This is a genomic window from Streptomyces sp. NPDC091209, from assembly GCF_044757755.1.
GTDB lineage: Bacteria > Actinomycetota > Actinomycetes > Streptomycetales > Streptomycetaceae > Streptomyces.
Map to the genome: position 1 here is coordinate 749,631 of NZ_JBIVVR010000001.1, position 19,164 is coordinate 768,794.

Annotated in this window: 18 protein-coding genes, 1 tRNA gene and 6 pseudogenes; 11 read left to right on the plus strand and 14 right to left on the minus strand. The window is 69.7% G+C overall.

Features of this window, described 5'->3' with window-relative positions; translation table 11 throughout:
- Nucleotides 1-20: 20 nt before the first annotated feature.
- A pseudogene (locus ACIQRL_RS03305) lies at nt 21-383 on the minus strand (MFS transporter); the annotation flags it as partial.
- Nucleotides 383-847 (minus strand): MarR family winged helix-turn-helix transcriptional regulator, encoded by a 465-nt coding sequence (locus ACIQRL_RS03310; RefSeq protein ID WP_401326355.1) that lies wholly within the window; start codon nt 845-847, stop codon nt 383-385. The pseudogene ACIQRL_RS03305 and the gene ACIQRL_RS03310, both read right to left, overlap by 1 nt.
- 269 nt (nt 848-1,116) lie before the next feature.
- Between ACIQRL_RS03310 and ACIQRL_RS03315 the strand changes: the two genes are divergently transcribed.
- Nucleotides 1,117-1,449, plus strand: a complete 333-nt coding sequence (locus tag ACIQRL_RS03315; RefSeq protein WP_401326358.1) for a hypothetical protein — start codon at nt 1,117-1,119, stop codon at nt 1,447-1,449.
- 518 nt (nt 1,450-1,967) lie between these two features.
- Here the strand turns inward: ACIQRL_RS03315 and ACIQRL_RS03320 are convergent.
- Nucleotides 1,968-2,084, minus strand: a pseudogene (locus ACIQRL_RS03320) (hypothetical protein); the annotation flags it as partial.
- Here ACIQRL_RS03320 and ACIQRL_RS03325 point away from each other — a divergent pair.
- On the plus strand, nt 2,083-2,289 hold the full coding sequence (locus tag ACIQRL_RS03325) for a hypothetical protein (protein WP_401328169.1): 207 nt from the start codon (nt 2,083-2,085) through the stop codon (nt 2,287-2,289). The pseudogene ACIQRL_RS03320 and the gene ACIQRL_RS03325 sit on opposite strands and share 2 nt — an antisense overlap.
- A gap of 418 nt (nt 2,290-2,707) precedes the next feature.
- Here the strand turns inward: ACIQRL_RS03325 and ACIQRL_RS03330 are convergent.
- Nucleotides 2,708-3,148 (minus strand): annotated as a pseudogene (locus ACIQRL_RS03330) (Scr1 family TA system antitoxin-like transcriptional regulator); the annotation flags it as partial.
- A gap of 155 nt (nt 3,149-3,303) precedes the next feature.
- Between ACIQRL_RS03330 and ACIQRL_RS03335 the strand changes: the two are divergent.
- Nucleotides 3,304-3,648: a hypothetical protein gene (locus ACIQRL_RS03335; protein WP_401326361.1), complete on the plus strand. Its 345-nt coding sequence runs from the start codon at nt 3,304-3,306 to the stop codon at nt 3,646-3,648.
- Nucleotides 3,649-3,899: 251 nt separating this feature from the next.
- Here ACIQRL_RS03335 and ACIQRL_RS03340 read toward each other — a convergent pair whose 3' ends face one another.
- On the minus strand, nt 3,900-4,061 hold the full coding sequence (locus tag ACIQRL_RS03340) for a helix-turn-helix domain-containing protein (protein ID WP_401328054.1): 162 nt from the start codon (nt 4,059-4,061) through the stop codon (nt 3,900-3,902).
- A 522-nt stretch (nt 4,062-4,583) separates the two neighbouring features.
- Complete coding sequence (locus ACIQRL_RS03345) at nt 4,584-4,883, minus strand: putative quinol monooxygenase (protein ID WP_401326363.1); 300 nt, start codon at nt 4,881-4,883, stop codon at nt 4,584-4,586.
- A 157-nt stretch (nt 4,884-5,040) separates the two neighbouring features.
- Here ACIQRL_RS03345 and ACIQRL_RS03350 point away from each other — a divergent pair, with 157 nt between their 5' ends.
- Nucleotides 5,041-5,643 carry a tyrosine-type recombinase/integrase gene (locus ACIQRL_RS03350; protein ID WP_401326365.1) on the plus strand — a complete coding sequence of 201 codons (603 nt, stop codon included), beginning with the start codon at nt 5,041-5,043 and terminating at the stop codon, nt 5,641-5,643.
- Nucleotides 5,644-5,907: 264 nt separating this feature from the next.
- On the opposite strand, the gene ACIQRL_RS03355 is transcribed toward ACIQRL_RS03350, so the two are convergent.
- Nucleotides 5,908-6,096 carry a GIY-YIG nuclease family protein gene (locus ACIQRL_RS03355; protein ID WP_401326368.1) on the minus strand — a complete coding sequence of 63 codons (189 nt, stop codon included), beginning with the start codon at nt 6,094-6,096 and terminating at the stop codon, nt 5,908-5,910.
- Between the two features lie 64 nt (nt 6,097-6,160).
- Nucleotides 6,161-7,111, minus strand: coding sequence for a hypothetical protein (locus ACIQRL_RS03360; protein ID WP_401326370.1), 951 nt, complete (start codon nt 7,109-7,111; stop codon nt 6,161-6,163).
- Between the two features lie 231 nt (nt 7,112-7,342).
- Between ACIQRL_RS03360 and ACIQRL_RS03365 the strand changes: the two genes are divergently transcribed.
- Nucleotides 7,343-7,750, plus strand: coding sequence for a hypothetical protein (locus ACIQRL_RS03365; RefSeq protein ID WP_401326371.1), 408 nt, complete (start codon nt 7,343-7,345; stop codon nt 7,748-7,750).
- A gap of 138 nt (nt 7,751-7,888) precedes the next feature.
- A pseudogene (locus ACIQRL_RS03370) lies at nt 7,889-8,599 on the plus strand (IS481 family transposase); the annotation flags it as partial.
- A 74-nt stretch (nt 8,600-8,673) separates the two neighbouring features.
- Here the strand turns inward: ACIQRL_RS03370 and ACIQRL_RS03375 are convergent.
- Together ACIQRL_RS03375 and ACIQRL_RS03380 are read right to left on the minus strand one after the other, a co-directional pair.
- Entirely contained in the window at nt 8,674-9,051 is a 378-nt protein-coding gene (locus ACIQRL_RS03375; RefSeq protein ID WP_103548649.1) for a cupin domain-containing protein, read from the minus strand.
- 415 nt (nt 9,052-9,466) lie between these two features.
- Nucleotides 9,467-9,568 (minus strand): annotated as a pseudogene (locus ACIQRL_RS03380) (NUDIX hydrolase); the annotation flags it as partial.
- A 204-nt stretch (nt 9,569-9,772) separates the two neighbouring features.
- Between ACIQRL_RS03380 and ACIQRL_RS03385 the strand changes: the two are divergent.
- A pseudogene (locus ACIQRL_RS03385) lies at nt 9,773-10,003 on the plus strand (tyrosine-type recombinase/integrase); the annotation flags it as partial.
- A 67-nt stretch (nt 10,004-10,070) separates the two neighbouring features.
- On the opposite strand, the gene ACIQRL_RS03390 reads toward ACIQRL_RS03385, so the two are convergent.
- Nucleotides 10,071-10,145: transfer RNA gene (locus ACIQRL_RS03390), tRNA-Val, on the minus strand.
- A 412-nt stretch (nt 10,146-10,557) separates the two neighbouring features.
- On the opposite strand from ACIQRL_RS03390, the gene ACIQRL_RS03395 reads away from it, so the two are divergent.
- The 3 genes from ACIQRL_RS03395 to ACIQRL_RS03405 all read left to right on the plus strand — a co-directional run bounded on the left by ACIQRL_RS03395 (nt 10,558) and on the right by ACIQRL_RS03405 (nt 13,278).
- The gene (locus tag ACIQRL_RS03395; RefSeq protein ID WP_401328057.1) at nt 10,558-11,289 is read left to right on the plus strand and encodes a DUF4097 family beta strand repeat-containing protein; all 732 of its coding nucleotides are present in this window, start codon (nt 10,558-10,560) and stop codon (nt 11,287-11,289) included.
- A 75-nt stretch (nt 11,290-11,364) separates the two neighbouring features.
- Nucleotides 11,365-12,843, plus strand: coding sequence for a hypothetical protein (locus ACIQRL_RS03400; protein WP_401326374.1), 1,479 nt, complete (start codon nt 11,365-11,367; stop codon nt 12,841-12,843).
- A gap of 207 nt (nt 12,844-13,050) precedes the next feature.
- On the plus strand, nt 13,051-13,278 hold the full coding sequence (locus tag ACIQRL_RS03405) for a zinc ribbon domain-containing protein (RefSeq protein ID WP_401326376.1): 228 nt from the start codon (nt 13,051-13,053) through the stop codon (nt 13,276-13,278).
- A 212-nt stretch (nt 13,279-13,490) separates the two neighbouring features.
- On the opposite strand, the gene ACIQRL_RS03410 is transcribed toward ACIQRL_RS03405, so the two are convergent.
- The 3 genes from ACIQRL_RS03410 to ACIQRL_RS03420 are packed head-to-tail and all read right to left on the minus strand — an operon-like array spanning nt 13,491 to nt 18,042.
- On the minus strand, nt 13,491-14,318 hold the full coding sequence (locus ACIQRL_RS03410; RefSeq protein WP_401326379.1) for an HAD family hydrolase: 828 nt from the start codon (nt 14,316-14,318) through the stop codon (nt 13,491-13,493).
- Complete coding sequence (locus ACIQRL_RS03415) at nt 14,318-16,828, minus strand: phosphoribosyltransferase (protein WP_401326382.1); 2,511 nt, start codon at nt 16,826-16,828, stop codon at nt 14,318-14,320. Before ACIQRL_RS03415 ends, ACIQRL_RS03410 begins: the two co-directional genes overlap by 1 nt.
- A 44-nt stretch (nt 16,829-16,872) precedes the next feature.
- Nucleotides 16,873-18,042 (minus strand): HpcH/HpaI aldolase/citrate lyase family protein, encoded by a 1,170-nt coding sequence (locus tag ACIQRL_RS03420; RefSeq protein WP_401326384.1) that lies wholly within the window; start codon nt 18,040-18,042, stop codon nt 16,873-16,875.
- A gap of 180 nt (nt 18,043-18,222) precedes the next feature.
- Between ACIQRL_RS03420 and ACIQRL_RS03425 the strand changes: the two genes are divergently transcribed.
- The gene (locus tag ACIQRL_RS03425) at nt 18,223-19,134 is read left to right on the plus strand and encodes a TerD family protein (protein ID WP_401326387.1); all 912 of its coding nucleotides are present in this window, start codon (nt 18,223-18,225) and stop codon (nt 19,132-19,134) included.
- Nucleotides 19,135-19,164 lie beyond the last annotated feature (30 nt).

A 19,164-nucleotide genomic window follows, 5' to 3' on the forward strand; every position in this document is an offset into this window, starting at 1 on the left:
CGGTCGATGAGGGTCACCGCCAGGAGCAGCACTGCTCCGGCGAGCATGAGGGAGAGGGCGCCGAGAAGTCCGGCGATGCCCACCATGGCCGTACCGACGAGGTAGAGGCGTCGAGGGCCGTACAGGTCGAGGAGCCGTCCGATGACGGGCTGTCCCACCGCGGTGGCGAGATAGAGCCCGGAGACCAGCCACGCGGTCGCTGCGGGCGAGGCTCCGAGCGCTCTGCCGATCGGCACCAACGCCACCGCGACCATCGAGGAGTTGACCGGGTTCAGCACGGAACCGAGGACCATCGGAGCGATGAGCCGACGGTCGAAGCGGTCGGGCGGGCGGTGGTGCGCGGGGGCGAGGCGGTGCTGGAGCCAGTCCCGGAGGGCGGGCATCACGGCCGGGTGAGCCGTTCCAGCAGAGCCATGGCCTCGATGACCGTCTGCCGCTCGTCCTCCGTGCACCGGTCCTGGAAGGCTCGGGCGAGCCACTCGGAACGGGCCTGCCGGGTGCCTTCGACGCGTTCGCGCCCGGCGTCCGTGAGGGTGACGAGCTGTCGCCGGCCGTCCCCGGGGTCGGGGTTGCGCTGGATGAGTCCGTACTGGTCGAGGGCCGCGAGCGTGGCGGCCATCGACTGCGGGCGCACGCCCTCGGTCGCCGCCAGCGCACTGGCCGTGGCGGCCCCGCTCTTGCTCACCAGGGTGAGCGCGGAGATCTGGGAGGGCGTGAGGTCCTGCTTCTCCGAGACCTCGCGGATCCGCCGCCTGAGCAGGCTGAACGCGACCCGCAGATCCTGCGCGGCGCGCGCCGCGGAATCCGAGACACCCGCGTCGCTCCGCCGATCGCCGTTCTGATCCATACCGGCACCGTAAAACGCTCAGCCCAACCTGTCCAGTTGAGACTGTTCAGTTTCACCTGGCCAGCTTCCCCGGCACAGAGAGTCGCGACCGGCCGCCCAGCCGCCGACCCGACCCGGCCGACCCGGGGTTCCACCCCAGGGACGAAAGGGAGAGATGGAGCGTTCCCCCAGGTCACCCTCCCTTTCGGAACACCCGTTCGGAACACCCGTTCGCGTGAAGTCCCGGAAGGAACTCGCATCACAAAATCGAACAGACGTATCATTGCCGTGTGGCTGCGACCTATGACTTTCCGAGTGACCTCCTCGCCGGTCAGGAGGAGCTGCATCAGGTCCGGGCCGAGCTACTGGCCCTGCTGAAACGACTCCCCTGGTCGGTGGAGCCGCTGGACGGCTTCAGTGACACCGGCGGCTGGCGCAAGGTGGAGCGCCCCGCTTCCCCCGGCTGGACCGCCGACGAACAGGCCGAGGTCGAGAAACTCCGCCAACGCGAGTTCGAGCTCACCGTGTTCGTCTCCGGCCACCGCTTCTGGTCGGAGATCGCCTCTCCGGACAAGGTCGAGGCCCGGATGCGACTGAAGCACACGCGCGACACCTCGTTATAGGGGTGCGCGTCGGTCCGGAGCCCAGGCCTCAACCGGAACACGACCGCTCTACGAAGGCACGCCGACGAGCCAGACGCCTCCGCCACCATGGTGAGAGCAGCACCCCGGCGGTGCGCGGAATAGCTGTAAGTACCGTCGCCGCACTGGGCGGTGGCACCGGCGGGCGCCTGCTGCGAGCCGCCCGAGAACGAAGAGGAACCGGAGCCGTCCCCCGAGGAGTCTGAGCCGCCGCTCGATGAACTGACTCCGCCACTGGCGGAGTTGTCGCTGTTGTCGTCCCCGGCACCGGTGGCGGCCGAGGAGTTGCCGTCGACCCCCGTACCGGCGACGGTCGACGAACCGTCGTCGCCGTATTCGTCCCCCGCACCGGCGACCGTGGAGTCATCGCCTTGATCGGAGTCATCACCGACTCCGGACCCTGCGGGATCGTCACAGGTCTCACCCTCGCTGGATTTGACGGTGTCGAACGTGAGCGTGTCGTCGGCGCTGATCGTTTCGCCGGCCGCGGGCGTCTGTGCGCAGACCGTCCAGTTGCGGTCCCAGAGCTGCTGGCGGCCCTGACCCGTGGCGTCCGTAGAGTCGAGGCCGGAAATGCCGTCTGCCTGCGCCGCGTCCTGGGCCGCCTGGAGCCCCATGCCGACGAAGTCCCCGACTTCGACCGGATCCGCCGCATCGCCGTACACGGACGGCGAGGATGCCGAGGTCGACGAGGACGCCGAACTGGACGATGAATCACTGTCGTCGTTGATCAGGGCACTGCATCCACCGACCACGAGAAGCGCGGCCAGCATGAAGCCGCAGCCGACCCGGGCATTCTTCTTGTCCGCCGCCGCCGGCTGAGGTCTTTCGTTCCGCACTGTGTACTGGTCCCCCTTGCCAATACCGCTGCGCGCTCCCCTGCGCGCACTGCCCTGTTCCCGGTGGTGAACCGGTGTCCGCCGAGAGCGGGGAACAGGAGCTGTCAGGGCGACGACTCTAGCCTCGCGCCGTCGCATATGTGACGATTCATCGAAAGAACCGGTACGGAGAGTAGCCACGCCAGGACGTTGAGGTGCGAGTACTGCCGCGGGCTGCGGGCACCAGGCATCCTGAGTCGCGGACACGACGCCGCAGCCCAAGAAACTCCGACTGCCGAACCACGTTCGCCTCGTCAACGGACGCGACCACGAGATCGCCGACTACGCGGGCGGCCGGTCAGACATGGGAGGTGCAACGGTCTCCGTGTGACCTGCCCTCACCTTGCAGCAGACCCTCCTGGTCAACGTGGACGGGCGGATCTCTGAGCCCGGGTGATGATGGCTTGGGCGTCGGCCCCGTACACCGCGGACTCCCGCAGCGTGCGCCAGATACGCAGATAGGTGGCCACGTTGTCGGCATCGTCGAGCCACAGTTCGGCGTGCCAGTCCTCGGCGATGACGAGTCGTTCGTCCAGGACCCAGAAGCCGTTGGCCGTGGGGATCTTGATCGAGGCCGAGAGTGGGATGACGCCGAGCTGCACGGTATCCATCCCGATGGTTCCGGCGAGCCGATCGAGCTGGCTCGTGAGGACCGAGGGCGAACAGATCAGCGCGTGCAGGGCCGGTTCCCACACCAGGGCGTGCAGCGCGTGCCCCGTCTCGTGGAGCCACTCCTGGCGCCGTATGCGGGCGCGGACCGCTTCCTCGGTGTCGCGTGTGGTCCCGTAGAGGTCGGCGTAACGGAGTCGCTCCGGGCGGCCCTCGACACCGCTGGGATTGTGCTTCCGTCCCTCGCGGTGGACCCGGCGAGCCCGACGCTCGCCCTCTCCGAACTCGGGCGTATCCATGCAGACGTGGCCATGCGACTGGCCGGTGCACTTCACCGAGGAGCGGCAGCATGACGACGAGCACGACCGAGATCCCGCCGGAGGTCCTCGCGGCCCTCGCCCTACCTGCCCTAGACGGCCTCGCCGAGGACAAGGCGGCGGGACGAACGTGCGTGTGGGGCGGCGAACGCCTGACGACCGAGACCGCCGTAGAACTCGGCGAACAACTGGCGCCCGCCGACTCAGAGAACGTGATTGGGCAGCGCTGGTTTCCACGGTCCTGCCACCGACACCTCGCCGAGCGCGCGCACGCGGGGATGTTCACGCACTGCTGGGACTGTGACAGGTGCGACGACCCCGATGGGTGCGAGGTAGGGCGTGGCCTGTACCGCGTGCTGCGCGAGCACCGCCGATGAACGACCGGCCGGAGAAGGACTCCGGGAAGGCAGAGGCGAGATCGCTGGCTGCCGGACGTGCAGCCGGGTACTGCTGGGTGAAAAACCCGCACGGCAGAGGCCGTTGTACCTGGCCTCCGTCACCAGAGCACACCCATCACCGGGACACCTACGCCGGGAAATCCTGGACGAGCTGAACTCCCGGTCCCGGCGCGGCGGCGCCGGGCACGGGTTGGTGGTGGCCGTCCTTGCTCCCCCGCGGGGGCGGCCGCTCAAGGCACGAGATCGGCGAGCGGCACGTCGAGGGCGTACGCGATGCGGATGAGGTTGTCGATGAACGCGGCTTGGTGGCCCTGCTCGATGCGATTGATGGCCTGTCGGTCAAGACCCGGAAACTGCCTAGCTGTCGCGGTGACCTTGGCCGGCCGGGTGATGCCGCTCTATGCTCCGAGTGATGGAGACCATTCCAGCGGGCAGGGTCATGGCGTGGATCAGGCCGGACCACGGTTGGGGTATCCGGGACTGCACCGCGACAGCCAGGGCCGCGAGAGCCACAAGCCAGATGATCAGCAATGGACGCCGAACGATGTAACGCAGGATGCCCGTGAAGGTGGTTGGCCGCTGTCCACGGTCGGCACTCGTTGCGTCCATGCCAGGACTGTACCGCCGTGGCCTGCTGCTCAGGATGGGGCAGCCGAAAGCGCGGTCGGTGGAGTCTCAATGGCCGAGTCAAGCCGACGGGGCGCCGTCGATCGGCTGAGGGCGATGCTCACGTTGGACCCAGGCTTCGAGGTCTGGCCTCATCCTCATCAGGTCGATCACAGGGGCTTGTCAACGTCGGCCAACGGTCCCTGCGCCTCGGTCGATCGTCCACTGAGGTCCGGCACCGGCCGCTGTTGTTCGTGCTTGTCGGTGTCAGCCGCTGGTGTCAGCGACTGATGGAGTCTTGACAACCTCTAAAGTCCCAGTCCGCCCATAACGGACAACTCCTGCCTGGTGAACTCTCCCGTCAGCATCGGCATCGCCTTGCCGATGGCAGCCTTTGTCTCCGGCAGCTCTAGCGAAGCATCGTGATGCTCCTTGCTCTGCCAGACCTCGGTCACCCAGATCGTCACGTCATCGTCGTCGGACACGCTCACAACGTAGAGGTGGCATCCCGACTCGCGGAGACCGTCCACACCACTCAGCAAAATGGAGACGACTTCGTCGCGGGAACCGTGCTGGGTTTTCATCGAGGCGATGTAGCCGTAAGTCATCGTGACTCCCTCTCCCAGGGATGGGCCAGTGCTTGCCTGGACCAGGACCCTGCCATCGGCGGTCTGCAGACACAAGGACGGGAGGTCACGGCCGAACACCCACAGACGCTCCGCGCCCCAGCCCACGACCCTCCCCAGCTCCCATCCCGTCCGCCCGGTGGCTCCTCGCTGGTTGCGCGGGCCTGGTCCAAGCTGCTGCCGCGCCCCGGTCCTCCTGGCCGCGTTCGCCGCGCTCCGCTTCGGTGAGCTGGCCGCGCTCCAGCGCCGGGACGTCGACCTGGAGGCCCGTACCGTCTCCGTCCGTCGCTCGTACGCCGAGACCCGGACGGATGGCCTCACCGTCAAGGCTCCCAAGAGTGCGGCGGGTGTCCGCACCGTGGCGTTCCCGGCCTCGCCCGTGCCCGAGCTGGCGCACCACCTGGCCGAGCACGCGGAGGCCGGCCGCACCGGGCTCGTCTTCGTCGGGGCCCGCGGTGGTGTCCTGCGCCGGAACAATTTCCGGCGGATCTGGCTCCGCACGCTCGCCTCGACCGGGCTCGGTGACGTCCACTTCCACGATCTCCGGCACACCGGTAACACGCTCGCCGCGACCGGCGGCGCCACCACCCGTGAGCTGATGCAGCGGATGGGCCACTCGTCGGTGCGGGCCGCGCTGGTCTATCAGCACCTCGTCAACGGACGCCACCACCAGATCGCCGACTACGTGGACGGTCAGATCAGGAAGGCGCGGCGCCCTCCGCGCGGTCCATCTGGCACGTGAGTGGCACGGCGGCCCCGAGCAGCCGAAAAGGATCAAGGCCCAGGCATCCGGATTCACACCGGCTGACCTGGGCCTTGTTCGTGTCCTGAGACTGGTGGGCGCGGACGGTTTCGAACCGCCGACATCCGCCTTGTGAATTCGCTTGCTGCGCGGTGCGGCGTGCCGGAACGGGGCTCGTTGGTCGCTCGCCGATCCGACTGCGGCCGCTTCGGTGCGCCAGCGTTCGCCGCCGTTGATGTCAGCTGGTGATGTCAGCCCGACGAGCTATGTGCTGACAGCCAACTCCCTTGCCCGCTTCCGAGCTTGGGATCTCACTTCGGTGAGACGGCCGTGGAATGGGTTGTGGCGGTTCTGGTCGAGGTTCAGCGGCAGATCGAGTTGAGAGATGAGCTCCGACTCCGTGGTCCATGGTTCGTCGTGCTCGATCCAGCACACGCGGGCGTTCTCCGCCATCCACTGTGTCCGAAGGTCGGCGGAGCGGGTGGGTGGCGGTGCCTCCAGGGCTGCACGGCGGTGTTCAGCCTGTGCAGCCCAGGACACTTCCGGGCGGAGCGCAGTTGTCCGGGGTGTTGTTACGAACCACGGACCGGTCGAGGCTCAAGGAGCCGCCGGCTTTGTAGATGCCGCCGCCACTGCCGGGGCCGCCCGTCGCGGTATTGCGTTGCACCGTGGAGAGGGTCACCGTCAGCGTTCCTTGGTTCCAGATGCCGCCGCCGAAGGGGGCAGTGTTGCTGTACACCGTGGAGCCGGAGACCGTCATCTCGCCCAGGTAGTTGAGGATGCCGCCGCCGTCACTCACTCTCGCGGTGTTGTGGTGCACCGACGAGCGGATCAGCGTGACCGTTTGGCCGGCGAGGTAATTGAAGATGCCTCCGCCATTGTCTCCGGAATTGCCGAACACACTGGAGTCACGCACCGTGAGGAACCCGTTGTTGTTGATTCCGCCGCCGGCGCCGATTGAGTAGTTGTCCCTCACCGTGGAGCTGACCACCGTCAGCGTGCCCAGGTTGTGGATGCCTCCACCCGCGCCTGAGGGCGCCGTGTTGTCTCTCACCGTGGAGTGGCTCACCGTCAACGTGCCCTCGTTGTCGACGCCGCCGCCGGAGGACGCAGCGCTGCCATGGGTGAGGATCACGTGGTCCAGGAGAACCCGGGCTCCGCTGCCGACCGTGACGGTGGAGCCTGCCTGGTTACCGTCGAGCACCGCCCCACCGACGCCCCTCAGGGTCAGGTCCTTGTCGATGGTGAAGGGGCCGGTACAGGTCCCTCTCACCAGCAGGGTGTCGCCGGGCGAAGCGGCGGTAATGGCGGGCTGCAGGGCGCTGGGGTTGGCGCTGCAGCTCACCGTGGTCACCTGGGCAGCCGCGGCCGGTACCACTCCGGCCAGGCCGGCTGCCCCTGCCGCTACCGCGACTGTCGCCTGTGGCAGCCAGCGGCGCCGTAGGAACCTGCTTACTTCGATGAGCATCTGGCTTCTCCTCGCCTTTCCGTACGCATATGCGGGAAAGAGGTACGCCCTAACGTCGTTCTCTCAGCGCGGCGCGAGCACCTCGTGATCGAACATGTGGTGCCCCGGCCGGACAGCGCAGCGTCGGGGGCGATCGGCTTGTCCCTCGAATAGTCCGACAAACCTGCCTGATCGGACTACGCGGACTGTTCGGGCTTGAGGAACCTAAGTAAGGCATGAGGGAGTCACAGCGTGGACTGGAAGGCGATCGCAGCCGTTGCTGTCGGAGTGATCGGGCTGATAGGCGTCATGGCGCAGCGCCGCTACAACAGGGCACAGGGGCGGGACCGAGCGAAGGCCGATCTGGACCGGTTGGCGCTATTGCCAGAAGACAGCTCGGTGCGTGAAGAGCTGCGCAATCACATTGACGAGACCATCCGCCATATCATTAGTGTCGAAGATTCGGAGAGACGTGATGGTTTTGGGATCACCCTTGCGTCCGTCTTCCTGATAGTCAGCGCAGGCTTTGCGTACTACTTCATCGAGCACAGTGGGTGGTGGCTTGCTCTGGCGGGCGCCTTCTTCCTCGTCTTCGGGTTGGTCGGACTTGCCAGTGAGGTGCCGCGCAGGCAGAGGGACAGCCAGGGGAGGCGGGTGTGAGCGGCTTTCATTGGCGTCAGCCACACTCTGCCCCGCTGTCATCCCGTCTGCCGTCGACCCACACGGAGTGATAGCGGGGCAGGGTTCTGGGGCCCAGGTGGAGCGCCCTGCTGGACGAACGACCTGGGCCCCAGAACCCGTTATGGGGTGTCGAGGCAGTCGGTGCACTCGTGGGTGCGCAAGTACGAGCAGTCAGGTCTTGCGGGGCTGGCGGACCGGTCGCACCGGCCGGCTTCATGCCCGCACCGGATCGCCGGGGAGGTGGAGGCGGTGGTCTGTGAACTGCGGCGTCGGCACCCCGGCTGGGGTCCGCGCAGGCCGGTGCACGAACTGGAACGCAGGGGCATCGCACCGACGCCGTCTCGGGCGACGGTCTATCGGGTTCTGATCCGCAATGGTCTGATCGAGCCGGGGGTCCGTCGTCGGCGCCGGTCGGATTACCGCAGGTGGGAGCGGTCGACGGCGATGGAGCTGTGGCAGATGGACATCGTCGGCGGCCTGCTGCTGGCGGATGGCAGCGAGTGCAAGATGGTCACCGGGATCGACGACCACTCGCGGTTCATGGTGATCGCGAAGGTGGTGCAGCGGGCCACGGCCCGGGCGGTCTGTTCGGCCTTCGGGGAAGCGCTGGTGCGGTTCGGAGTGCCCGAGGAGGTGCTGACCGACAACGGCAAGCAGTTCACTGCCCGCTTCAGTCCCGGCAAGCCCGGAGAGGCGATGTTCGACCGGATCTGCCGGGAGAACGGCATCACCCACCGGCTCACGCGACCGCAGTCCCCGACCACCACCGGGAAGATCGAACGCTTCCACCAGACCCTGCGGCGTGAACTCCTCGACCAGCATCACCCGACGCCAACCCGTCAACCATCAACTGAGACTCGACAATTCGGCGTTCAACCATGCTGGTCGCCCCCACCGATTTCTCAGCCGCCTTGCTGCTGGCTCATCCACTCCGCGATGGCTTGCTCAAGTTCGGCGAGCTGTTCGGTCGGGCTGAATTGCAGGAGTTCGGTGCCGGCATCGACGTAGGGCCGGTGACCAGGCGGGGTGTAGAACGCATCACCGGTCTCGTACACCTCCTCGTGGTCGTCGAAGACGAAGCGCACGTGTCCGGCAAAGACGTAGCCCCAGTGAGGGCAGGGGCACTGACTCCCGGGCAGGGCTTTGAGCGGGCCATCGAGGTCGGTGTCCGCGGCGAAAGATACGAACTCGACCGTGTAACCGTCCATGTCCTCGCGCCGGTCGGTCACCGGACCGAACTCCTGTACCCGGGATGCGGTGATTTTGGAGATCTTGGGCATAGTTGAGACGAGACCATAGATCGCGCGCCCCGACCCGCTGGAAGGCCCTTCAGGGTGAACCGAGCTTAGAGCAGCGCGAGATCAGTCTCCCCAGCGCCGGGGCGGCGGGCAGGGAGACCAGGGCGAGCGCGGCGAAGGCATAGGCGCACCACATGGTGCCCACGGCGTGGGTGATGGGACGGCCAGGCGGTCGTTGAGTGCCGACGCGTGGCCTTGATGGCGGCCGTCAAGTTCCGCGGTGCCGGTGCCGGTGCGGGGTACTGAGTTTGGGCGATGCCGGTCAGCCGCCCATGATCAGACGGTCTCGGTTAGGTGGGCCTGCCGATCCTCCCAAGGAGCCAAGGCCCCGATCAAACCCGCACGCCACAGGCACGCCACAGACATGCCACCCGGTAGACGTACGCGGTCAGAGCACTAGCTCCAGGACTCCTCCGGGCGGCTCCCAGGCACCGTTGTCTGCCCGGCGGACAGCGAGGATCCTGCCGTCCCCGCGAACGGCGACCCCCGCGACTGACACCGAATGCTTGGGGTTCTCCCCCGCCACCGCTATGCCGCCTGCTTGCCCGGCGCCTGGCCGTGCTCGAGGTAGACCGGAGCGCTCTCGGCGCGGGCCTCGACCGCTGCCAAGATTCTTCGGGCCAATCGCGGGATCGTGCGATCTGCGATCTCATCCAGGGGGACGAACCTGACGGCCTTCAGCTCCTCCGCCTGGAGATGGATCCGGGTCGCCGGGAACGCGGGCCTTCGGGTCATCCGGCTGCACGATGCCCGGCACGGCTGCGCGACCCTGCTCACCGCGGCCGGCGTGGCGCCCCGCGTCGTGATGGAGATCCTGGGGCACAGCCAGATCGCCGTGACGATGAACGTGTACGCGCACGTCGTCCAGGACACCCAGCGCGAGGCAGTCAGTCACATGGATCGACTGCTCACGCGGCGCCTACAGCGCGAGTAGCGACGGCACTGATGTCAGATCGGGATGTCAAAGACCCCCAGCCATGATCGGCTGGGGGTCTTTTTCCTGGTGGGCGCGGACGGTTTCGAACCGCCGACATCCGCCTTGTAAGGGCGGCGCTCTACCGCTGAGCTACGCGCCCAGGACGAGTCGACAGCCTACATTGCCCGGGGGGATGTCCGGCAAACCCGTATCCGTTAAGCGGGTGGCCGGGCGGACGACGGGGCGTGGGCCGGCGGGCGGCCCGGGGGTTATCCCCACCCCGCATTCGGGAGCGGCCCGGATCGTCCCGGGCTTCGTGGGTGCCTACCGTCGGAGAGGCTTCGCGGACCGGCTCCGGTCGAGGTGGCGAAGTGACCAAGTGACGAAGTGACCAAGTGGCTGGGTGACTGAGTGGCGAGGCCTTGATGGCTCGCAGACTTCGAAGTTCCGCAGACCGTCTCAGGGGGAGATCGATCATGGCCCGCACGCGCACCCGCAGTACTACCCGAATCCGGACGTACGGCGTCACACGCGCCCCGCGTACCGCCCGTACCGCCGCCCTCGGCGGTGTCATGCTCGCGCTCGCCTTCGGCGTCACCGCCTGTGGGGCGGCCGCCGGGGACGACAAGCACCCCGATCAGCGGTCCTTCGGGCTGCACGGGCGGACCCTGACCGTCGACTCGGACGACTCCGCGCTCGATCTGGTGGTGTCGGATTCCGCGAAGGCCGGCGAGGTCCAGGTCACCCGATGGTTCCAGGGCCATGTCACGCTCGGCGGCGACCCCAGGGTCACCTGGGCGATGGAGGACGGCGACCGGCTGGTGCTGCGGATGAAGTGCTCGGGTGTCGTCGCCGACTGCGCGGCCCGGCACCGGATCGTCGTGCCGCGCGGGGTGGCCGTCAAGGTGGAGGACGGGGACGGAGGGGTGAGCGCGCGGGGCTTCCAGGAAGCGCTGAGCATTCGTACGGCGGACGGTTCGGTGCGGGTCAGCGACTCCTCGGGAGCCCTCGATCTGCGCAGCGGCGACGGTTCGATCCGGGCGGTCGGCGTGGCCGCCCGGAGCGTACGCGCCCGTACGGAGGACGGCTCCGTACAGCTCGAACTCGGCGCCGTACCGGACCTGGTGGACTCCAGCAGCGACGACGGTTCCGTCTCGATCGTGCTGCCCCGGGCCACCTACCGGGTGACGGCCGGAAGCGGTGACGGCTCGGTCCACGTGGACGTGCCCCGCGACGACTCCAGCCCCCACCGTGTCTCCGCGCACACCGGCGACGGAAAGATCACGGTACGAACAGCGAACTGACCGGCCCGTGTGTTCGTCTTCAACCGGTGGGAGAATGACAGCCGGGCAAGGCGGATGACACCACGGGAGAGGGATGTGACGGCGACACCTTCGCAGCCGTATTCGCCGTTCGCGGGACCCGCGCGGCCTGCACACCCACTCGCCGCCCGGCGGGGCCCATCGCCGGAGCGACGGCAGCGACGGGAGCGACCGGTACCCCCGGTGCGTTCTCCTCGCTCTCCTCGTTCGTCCCGTCCGTCCGTCGCCCGTGACGTGCTCACGCTCGTCGCCCTGCCCCTGCTGGCCGCGCTCGCGCTGCCCGCGGCCTTCGCGGGCGGCGGCACCCGGCGCTGGTTCGGCGGGCGGTCCGAGAGCCAGCGGGCCGAGGCGCAGGCCGCCAAGGACGCCGCCGCGGCGGCGTTCTACGAACTCGACACCGCCCAGCGCGACCTGCGGATCTCGATCGAGACCATCACGGCCGTGGACGACTCCCCGGCCGCCCGGCGCGTGGTCTCCGACTTCGAGGCCCTGGGCCGGCGGATCGACGAGGCCAGCCAGAAGTACATCACCGCCGTCGACGCCCATGATCTGGACCGGGACGAGCTGGAGGCGTCGGTCGCGGCGCGGGCGCGCGGCGAACTCGTCGCCGCGAAGGACGAACTGGTCCGGGTGAAGGCCGATCTGGACCGGTTCGAGCAGAGTCTCGGACCGCTGCTGGGCAAGGCCGAGACCCAGCTCGCCCGGCTGGCCCCGGCCGTCGAGCGCGCCCGGCAGGCTCTGCTGGCCGCCTCGAACGCCCTCGATTCCGTACGGCGGTCAGGGTTGAAGGCCGACGATCTCGCCGCCCGGCTCGCCGCGCTCGGGCCCGAGCTGACCAAGCTCAACCGGGGCGCCGGGCAGCACGGCGTGCCGGAGACGCTGGAGCGTGCCGAGCGGGTTTCGCGGGAGGCCGCGGCGGTGCGCTCGGAGGCGGAGGGGCTGCCGGAGCGGGCCGCCGAGATCGACCACCGGCTCGTTTCGCTGCGGACCCGCGCGCAGGCGCTGACGACCCGCTCGGGGCAGGTGGAACCGGTGCTGAGCGAGTTGCGGCGGCGGTTCTCGGCGGCGTGCTGGCAGGACCTCCAGCATGTGCCGGAGCAGGCCGCGGAGAACGTACGGCAGGCCGAGTCGAAGCTGAAGGAGGCGCGGGCCGCGCGCGAGGCACAGCGCTGGCCGGACGCGGCCTCGCTGCTGGCGACGGTGCGCGCGCTGCTGAACAGCACGGACGAGGCCGTGTCGGCTGCCGGTGACCGGCTGCGGCGGCTGAACGCCGTGCAGAAGGATCCCCAGCAGGAGATCGACCGCACCCGGTTCGCGATCCGGGACGCGCAGCGGCTGGCCATGGCGGGCCGCTCGACCCCCGACCCCCGCGAGGCGCGTCCGCTCGACGACTCCGTGACCCGGCTCGACCGGGCTGTCGCCACGCTGGAGGGCCGGCATCCCGACTACTGGCACTTCCTGACCGAGACGGAGGCCGTGCGCCGGACGGTCGCGGGCGTGGTCGCGCAGATCCGCGAGCAGCGCGGCGGCGTCTGAAGAACTTCCTGAGGAACGCCTTGAGGAAGCTCCTGAGGAACGCGAGGAGCTTCCTGAGGGACGTGTGAGGAGCCTCCTGAGGAACGTTCCCAGGACGGCACTGGGCAAGCGTCCGCGGAAGGCTCCGATCGGACATGGATCGGACATGGATCGGGCGCCGGAACCTGGGCCCTTCGGACGGGCGCTCGTTCCGGTTAACCTGTGCGCATGCCTCGCTACGAGTACCGCTGCCGGACCTGCGGCGACACCTTTGAACTGAGCCGTCCCATGGCCGACTCCGCGGCTCCCGCGGCCTGTCCCGCCGGGCACGACGACACCGTCAAACTGCTGTCGACGGTCGCCGTCGCCCGGGGTGGTTCGGCGTCCGCGCCGGCACCGGCACCGCGTTCGAGCGGCGGCGGAGGCGGGTGCTGCGGGGGCGGCTGCTGCGGCTGATCCGGGGGATTTCCTCCAGCCGGGCGCGTCGCGGGCGGAACAGCCCGCCCGCCCCCGCTGCGCCTGGATCACCGTCACGTCCGGGATGCCGATCGATCCGGTCCCGAGCCGGGTGCGTCAGGGCCGGAACGGCCGCCGGACACACCCAGGACTACGGGACCGGAATCACGGGACCGGAATCACCCGGACCGGAACCGGGTTCCGCGTCTGCCTCAGGCCGGTCCCCCGCCGGCGCAGGCGCCCACGAACTCGCGCAGGATCCGCTCCCCCGCCGCGACACCCCGCTCCGGCAGCGCGGTGATCGCCGGTGCCGTCCAGTCGGCCTCCTCGAGTTCACCGTGGCCCGGGCGCCAGCCGCGGTCGGCGGCGAGCAGCAGGTCGGCGTCGAGCAGCGAGTCCCCGGCGGCGAGGGTCAGGAAGGTTCCGGTACGCCGGGCGACCTCCCGCACGGCCGCGCTCTTGGTGAGCGGCTTCGGCACCGCGTAGATCTTGCGGCCCTGCAACGAGACCGTCCAGCCGCGGTTCTCCGCCCACACGGCCAGGTCCTTCACCCACTGCTCCGGGAGCAGTTCCCGCTCCACCACCAGATAGACGAACAGGTCCTCGGCGACCCGGTGCTTGCGCACCCAGGCCGGGTCCGCGGTGGCCTCCAGGTGTTCCCGCACCTCGTCCAGCGGCGCGCATTCCGAGGCGAGTCGCTCCAGCACGGAAGTGTGCCAGTCGGGGTCGGAGACACCGTCGACCAGCAGATGTCCGCCGTTGGCGCAGATCGCGTACTTCGGGGCAGGACCGGGCAGGTTGATGCGCTGGTACTGCTTGCGGGTGCGGGTCGTGGTGGGCACGAAGTGCGCGAGGTCGCCGAGTTCGGTGAGCAGCGCGGCGGCCGTCTCCGTCATGTAGGACAACGGCTTGTTCTCGTGCACCTCGACGCAGAGCAGCCGGGGCGCGCGGGCGTCCGGCATGGTCAGCGCGAGCGCGGCCGAGGAGTAGATGAGCGTGCGGTCGAGGTCGCTGGCGACGAGCACCTTGGGCGCGGACATCAGAGGGTCACCGCCTTGCCGTCGGCACCGGTCGCGCCGCGGGTGTACTTCGGGTGGATCAACCCCACGCAGGTGTACGGGAGTTCCTCGACCTCCTCGACGGGTACCCCGCGCTGTCCGGCGAGCAGCCGCACGTGGTCGAGGTCGGCGCCCGCTCCGGCGCGCGCGAGGATCTTCCAGGGGACCCGGCGCAGCAGCACCCGGGTGGTCTCGCCGACGCCCGGCTTGACGAGGTTCACGTCGTGGATCCCGTACTCCTCGCTGATCCGCTCGACCGCCGCCCAGCCCTCCCAGGTGGGTTCGCGGTCCGCGGCGAGGAGTTCCTTCGCCCGGTCGCGGGCCGATTCCGCGACGTCGGGGAAGTGGGCGGCGACGACGTCCAGGAACTCGACGGAGACGTCGGAGCCGGCCAGCTCGCGATAGAACTTCGCGCCGTGGAAGTCGTGTTCGCCGACCAGGTCGGAGCGCAGGACCGTGCGCGAAATCAGCCCGGAGACAGTGGAGTTGAGGCAGGCGGAGGGGATGAGGAAGTCCTCGCGGGTGCCGTACGTGCGCACGCAAGAGCCCGGGTCGGCGAGCACCGCTATCTCCGGGTCGAAGCCGGTGATGCCCTCGGCTTCCTCGAACTCCTCGATGGCGTCGGCGAGTTCGCGGGTGATGGCGCCCTTGCCCGTCCAGCCGTCGACGAAGACGACGTCGGCGGGGTCGTGGTGGGCGGCGAGCCAGCGCAGCGCGTTGGCGTCGATGCCGCGGCCGCGGACGATGGAGACGGCGTAGTGCGGCAGGTCGAGGCCGTGCTGGTGCTGGGCCCAGCGGCGCATCAGGACGCCGACGGGGGTGCCGGCCCGGGCCAGGGACACCAGGACGGGGCGCGGCGAACGGTCGGCGAGGACGAGTTCGGTGACGGCGCCGACGGCCTCGGCGATCCGGGCGGCCGAGGTGGCGAGGGCCGCGTGGAAGAGCTCCTGGTACTCGGGGCTCGGCTGGTACTCGACCGGCAGCGACTCGGCGTAGTGGGCGCCGCCGCTCTGGATCGCCTCCTCGCGCTCCTCGGTGGGCGCCTCCAGCGTCACGTCCGACAGGTCCTGCAGCAGCCAGCCGACCTCGTCGGGGGCGTACGAGGAGAAGGCGGGGCCGCGGAGGGGCTCGGGCAGCATGGAGGGCCTTTCGGTGGACGGCCGTGCGGGGACGTACGACGGGACGACGGCGAGCAGGACACCCGGGGTGTGCGCCGCGAGCTGGGCCAACAGGCCGTCGGGCGCGTGCAGTTCGGGGGTGTCGGCGGTGGAGTCGACGACCGCCACGACGGCGTCGAAGCCGCCGCCCGCGACGTTGTAGGCGTAGCGCTCGCCGGGGCCGTCGTCCGGGTCGTCGTGGGCCGGGAAGGCGATGCGGCTGCGGATGGCGTAGCCGGGGTCGTCGAGGGCGAGCACCGGGGACCGGGTCGTGGTGGAGGAGCGCACCTCGGCGGGCACGAGCTGCTCCAGCTCGCGGGCCAGTCGCAGCGGCGCGTACATCAGCTCCTCGAAGCCGAGTACCAGGACGCGGCGGGCGCCCTCGGGCAGGGCGTCGGCGAGCCGGGCCGCCATGGCGGGCAGGGCGCCTTCCAGGCGTATTCGGTGTCCGGGTGTGAATCCGTGCCGTCCACCGTCGGGGAGGCCGTGCGGCCAGCCGAGCTCGACGCGGACGGCCCGGCCGGCGTCCCCGTGGACGGGAGCGGGGATGCCGGGCGCCGCCTGTTCGTGCCGGGCGACCAGGGCCGTCCCCTTCGCCAGGACGTCCTCGGGGAGGCGCACGGTGCCCGACGCGGCCGCGATCAGGTCCACGCGGGCGCCGATGTCCCCGGCGAACTTCTCGAAGCGCGCGTGGTCGGCCGCCGACCGCATGTCGACCAGCGCCACGACGACGTACCGCTCGCGCGGGTAGCGCTGGTGCAGGTCGCGGATGGTGTTGAGGACGGTGTTGCCGGTGGAGAACTCGTCGTCGACGAGGACCAGCGGGCCGGAGCCCGCCAGCAGACCCGGGTCCTCGGGAAGGAGGAGGTGCGAGGTGGCGTGCGAGTGGGACTCCTCGAAGCCGCCCGCCGGCCGGACCCCGGTGACCGGTCGGCGGGTGGAGTGGAGGTAGGGCGCGACGCCCACCCCGTCCGCGACCGAGTGGCCGAGCCCGGTGGCCGTCTCGGCGTACCCGAGGACGACGGCGGCGCGGGCGTCCTCGGTGCCCAGCAGCTCGCGCACCCGCCGGCCGAGCGCGACGCCGTACTCGTGGACGACGGCCGGCGACTGCGGCACGTGCTTGCCCAGGACGTTGGAGACGAGCAGGTGGGCACGCTTGGGGTTGCGCCGCAGCGCGAGCCCCAGCAGGCCGCTCAGCCCTTCGTCGCCGACGAGCTCGACGCCGAGCCGCTCGGCGACCCAGGTCCCGGTCCACACCGCGTCATCCGTGGCGTGCGGGCCGTGCGGGCCGTGCGCGTCGTCGGGGTGGTTCGGGTCGTGCGCTGGGGTGTTCATCGGTTCCTTGCTGTCGGGGTTGCGCGTCGCTCGGCCGGGCCGGCTCACGCCGGGAGTCCGGCGGTGAGCAGCTCGACGAAGCCGATGTCCTCGTGGGCGACCCCGAAGACCTCGGCGCGCAGCAGGGTGCGCTCGGCCCAGGCGCGATGCGGCTTCACCTCGTTCATTTTGTTCGTGTACGCCGATCTCAGTACACCCCCGCCGCCCCGCTCGGGCCTGAGGATGTCCTGGGCGTCACTGAATTCCTCGTGGCTGACCACGGACAGTGCGTGCACGGGCAGCACGTGCGAGGGGTGGATGCAGGTCTTGCCCATCAGGCCGTTGGCCTGGTCGAGGGTGATCTCGCGCAGCAGCCCGTCCATGGCGTGCTCGATCAGTGTCTCGCGCAGTTCCTCCGCCTGGCCCTCCAGGAAGGGGCTGCGGCGGAGCTGCGGCTTGAACATGCGCTCCTGGACGCGGAAGTACTCCCACACGGGCCCGGTGACGGTGAAGCCGGTGCCGTCGGCCCGTCCCAGCATGTTCACCACGTCGGCGATCACGGAGGCGACCACCTGGACGTCGTACGCCGTCATGTCGGGGGCCCGGCGCAGCGCGTACGAGGAGCAGAAGTCGGTCACGCCGAGGCGCAGCGCGAGGACGCGGTCGCGGTACTTGTCCACGGCGCGGGAGATGCCCTCCAGGGTCTCCACCCGCGTTTCGCGGTAGAGCAGCTCGGGCGACTCCAGGACGGGCATGGCGAAGAGCCGCCGGCCGCTGGCCGTCTCGGCGAGGGCGAGGGCTTCCAGGAACGGGGTACCGCGTTCCTCGGTGAATTTGGGCATCACGAATCCGGACAGCAGCCGGACGGCGGGGCCGAGGCGCCGCACGAGGTCGGGGATCTGCTCGGGGAAGCGGACCCGCACGAACAGCAGGGGCGGCTCACCGGCGTCGGGGCGTGCGGCGAGGTCGGTGAACTGGCGGACCAGGTTCTCCTCGGCGCCGACGACCTCGGAGTCGTCGATCGAATCCTCCAGACACAGCACCATCGAGACCACGCCGCGCGTACTCTGCTTGATGATGTCGTCGGCGAGGGTCGGCCGGGTCGCCGGGCTGTACAGCGTCGCCCCGAGGGCCGCGGCGAGGACTCTGGCCGGAGAGTCGGACGTGAAGACGCCGGGCTCCTGGTGGAAGAGGCGTTGCCGCTCTTCCGGGGTGACGTGACCGAAATGACGCATGGGACTCCCCCGCGGCGGCTAGGTGGCCGAATGTGATGTGGCCGGTAATAGTACGTACGGATCCATGTCAGAGATTCCCACCGGGCATGAAGTTCAGGTAACTCCGTCATGTCCAACACCGACCGGTTCCGGAACGACCCCACATTGTCGTGACCAGGACCGACAGGGCAGGATGACCGCATGACGCACGCGATGCTGAAAGGGTCGAACGTCCCGCTGGACGCCACAGCGGTGCGCGCGGTCCTGCGCTGGACGCCCGGTCAGGGTGTCCCCGATGTCGATGCCTCGGCGCTGCTCCTCGGCCCCGACGGTCGTGTGCGATCCGACGAGGACTTCGTCTTCTACAACCAGCCCCGCCATCCGTCGGGCAAGGTGTGGCGGCTCGGCAAGAAGCGGGGCGCCGAGGGCCTCACCGACACGATCCAGACGGATCTGACGGGTGTCGAGCCCGGCGTCCGACAGATTCTCCTGGTCGCATCGGCTGATGACGTCACCTTCGATCGCGTACGTGATCTGCGCATTCTGCTGTACGACGCGGCCGTCGCCGACGCTGAACCGCTGGCGTACTTCGACATCAAGCCGGAGACCGGTGCGGAGACCGCGCTGATCTGCGGCGAGCTGTACCGGCGCGGCGAGGGCTGGAAGTTCCGGGCGCTCGGCGAGGGCTACTCCAACGGTCTGGTGGGGCTCGCGACCGACTTCGGGATCTCGGTGGACGAGTCCGAGGCCGCAGCGACGCCCACGGCCGGATCCGCGCCCGAGCCGGCCGCCTGGGCCGCTCCCGCGACGGCTCCCGAGACCTCGCTGCCGCTGCCGCCGGAGCATTCCGCCCCGGTCCCGCAGCGGCAGGCCCCGGTCCCGCAGCAGCCCGCGTACGGCTATCCGCAGCCCGCCGCCGCGGCCGCCACCGGGCCGGCGTACGGCTACCCCCAGCCGGTCGGCCAGCAGGCGGACCCGTCCGCCTACGGCTACCCGCAGCCGCAGACCGCGCCGGCCACGCAGCCCGCGTACGGCTTCCCGCAGGCCGTGGGCGCGGGACCGGACCCGGACTTCAGGCTGCCGCCGCAGGGGCCGCAGTTCATCGGCCGCTGAGGCCGCCGAGGGCGCTGAAGCCGCGGAGGC

Coding starts and splice junctions, on each gene's coding strand:
- ACIQRL_RS03310 (WP_401326355.1), bottom strand. CDS start 847: ATGGATCAGAACGGCGATCGGCGGAGCGACGCGGGTGTCTCGGATTCC.
- ACIQRL_RS03325 (WP_401328169.1), top strand. CDS start 2,083: ATGCCGACGAAGTCCCCGACTTCGACCGGATCCGCCGCATCGCCGTAC.
- ACIQRL_RS03335 (WP_401326361.1), top strand. CDS start 3,304: ATGACGACGAGCACGACCGAGATCCCGCCGGAGGTCCTCGCGGCCCTC.
- ACIQRL_RS03345 (WP_401326363.1), bottom strand. CDS start 4,883: ATGACTTACGGCTACATCGCCTCGATGAAAACCCAGCACGGTTCCCGC.
- ACIQRL_RS03355 (WP_401326368.1), bottom strand. CDS start 6,096: ATGGCGGAGAACGCCCGCGTGTGCTGGATCGAGCACGACGAACCATGG.
- ACIQRL_RS03360 (WP_401326370.1), bottom strand. CDS start 7,111: ATGCTCATCGAAGTAAGCAGGTTCCTACGGCGCCGCTGGCTGCCACAG.
- ACIQRL_RS03375 (WP_103548649.1), bottom strand. CDS start 9,051: ATGCCCAAGATCTCCAAAATCACCGCATCCCGGGTACAGGAGTTCGGT.
- ACIQRL_RS03395 (WP_401328057.1), top strand. CDS start 10,558: ATGCTCGCGCTCGCCTTCGGCGTCACCGCCTGTGGGGCGGCCGCCGGG.
- ACIQRL_RS03405 (WP_401326376.1), top strand. CDS start 13,051: ATGCCTCGCTACGAGTACCGCTGCCGGACCTGCGGCGACACCTTTGAA.
- ACIQRL_RS03410 (WP_401326379.1), bottom strand. CDS start 14,318: ATGTCCGCGCCCAAGGTGCTCGTCGCCAGCGACCTCGACCGCACGCTC.
- ACIQRL_RS03415 (WP_401326382.1), bottom strand. CDS start 16,828: ATGAACACCCCAGCGCACGACCCGAACCACCCCGACGACGCGCACGGC.
- ACIQRL_RS03420 (WP_401326384.1), bottom strand. CDS start 18,042: ATGCGTCATTTCGGTCACGTCACCCCGGAAGAGCGGCAACGCCTCTTC.
- ACIQRL_RS03425 (WP_401326387.1), top strand. CDS start 18,223: ATGACGCACGCGATGCTGAAAGGGTCGAACGTCCCGCTGGACGCCACA.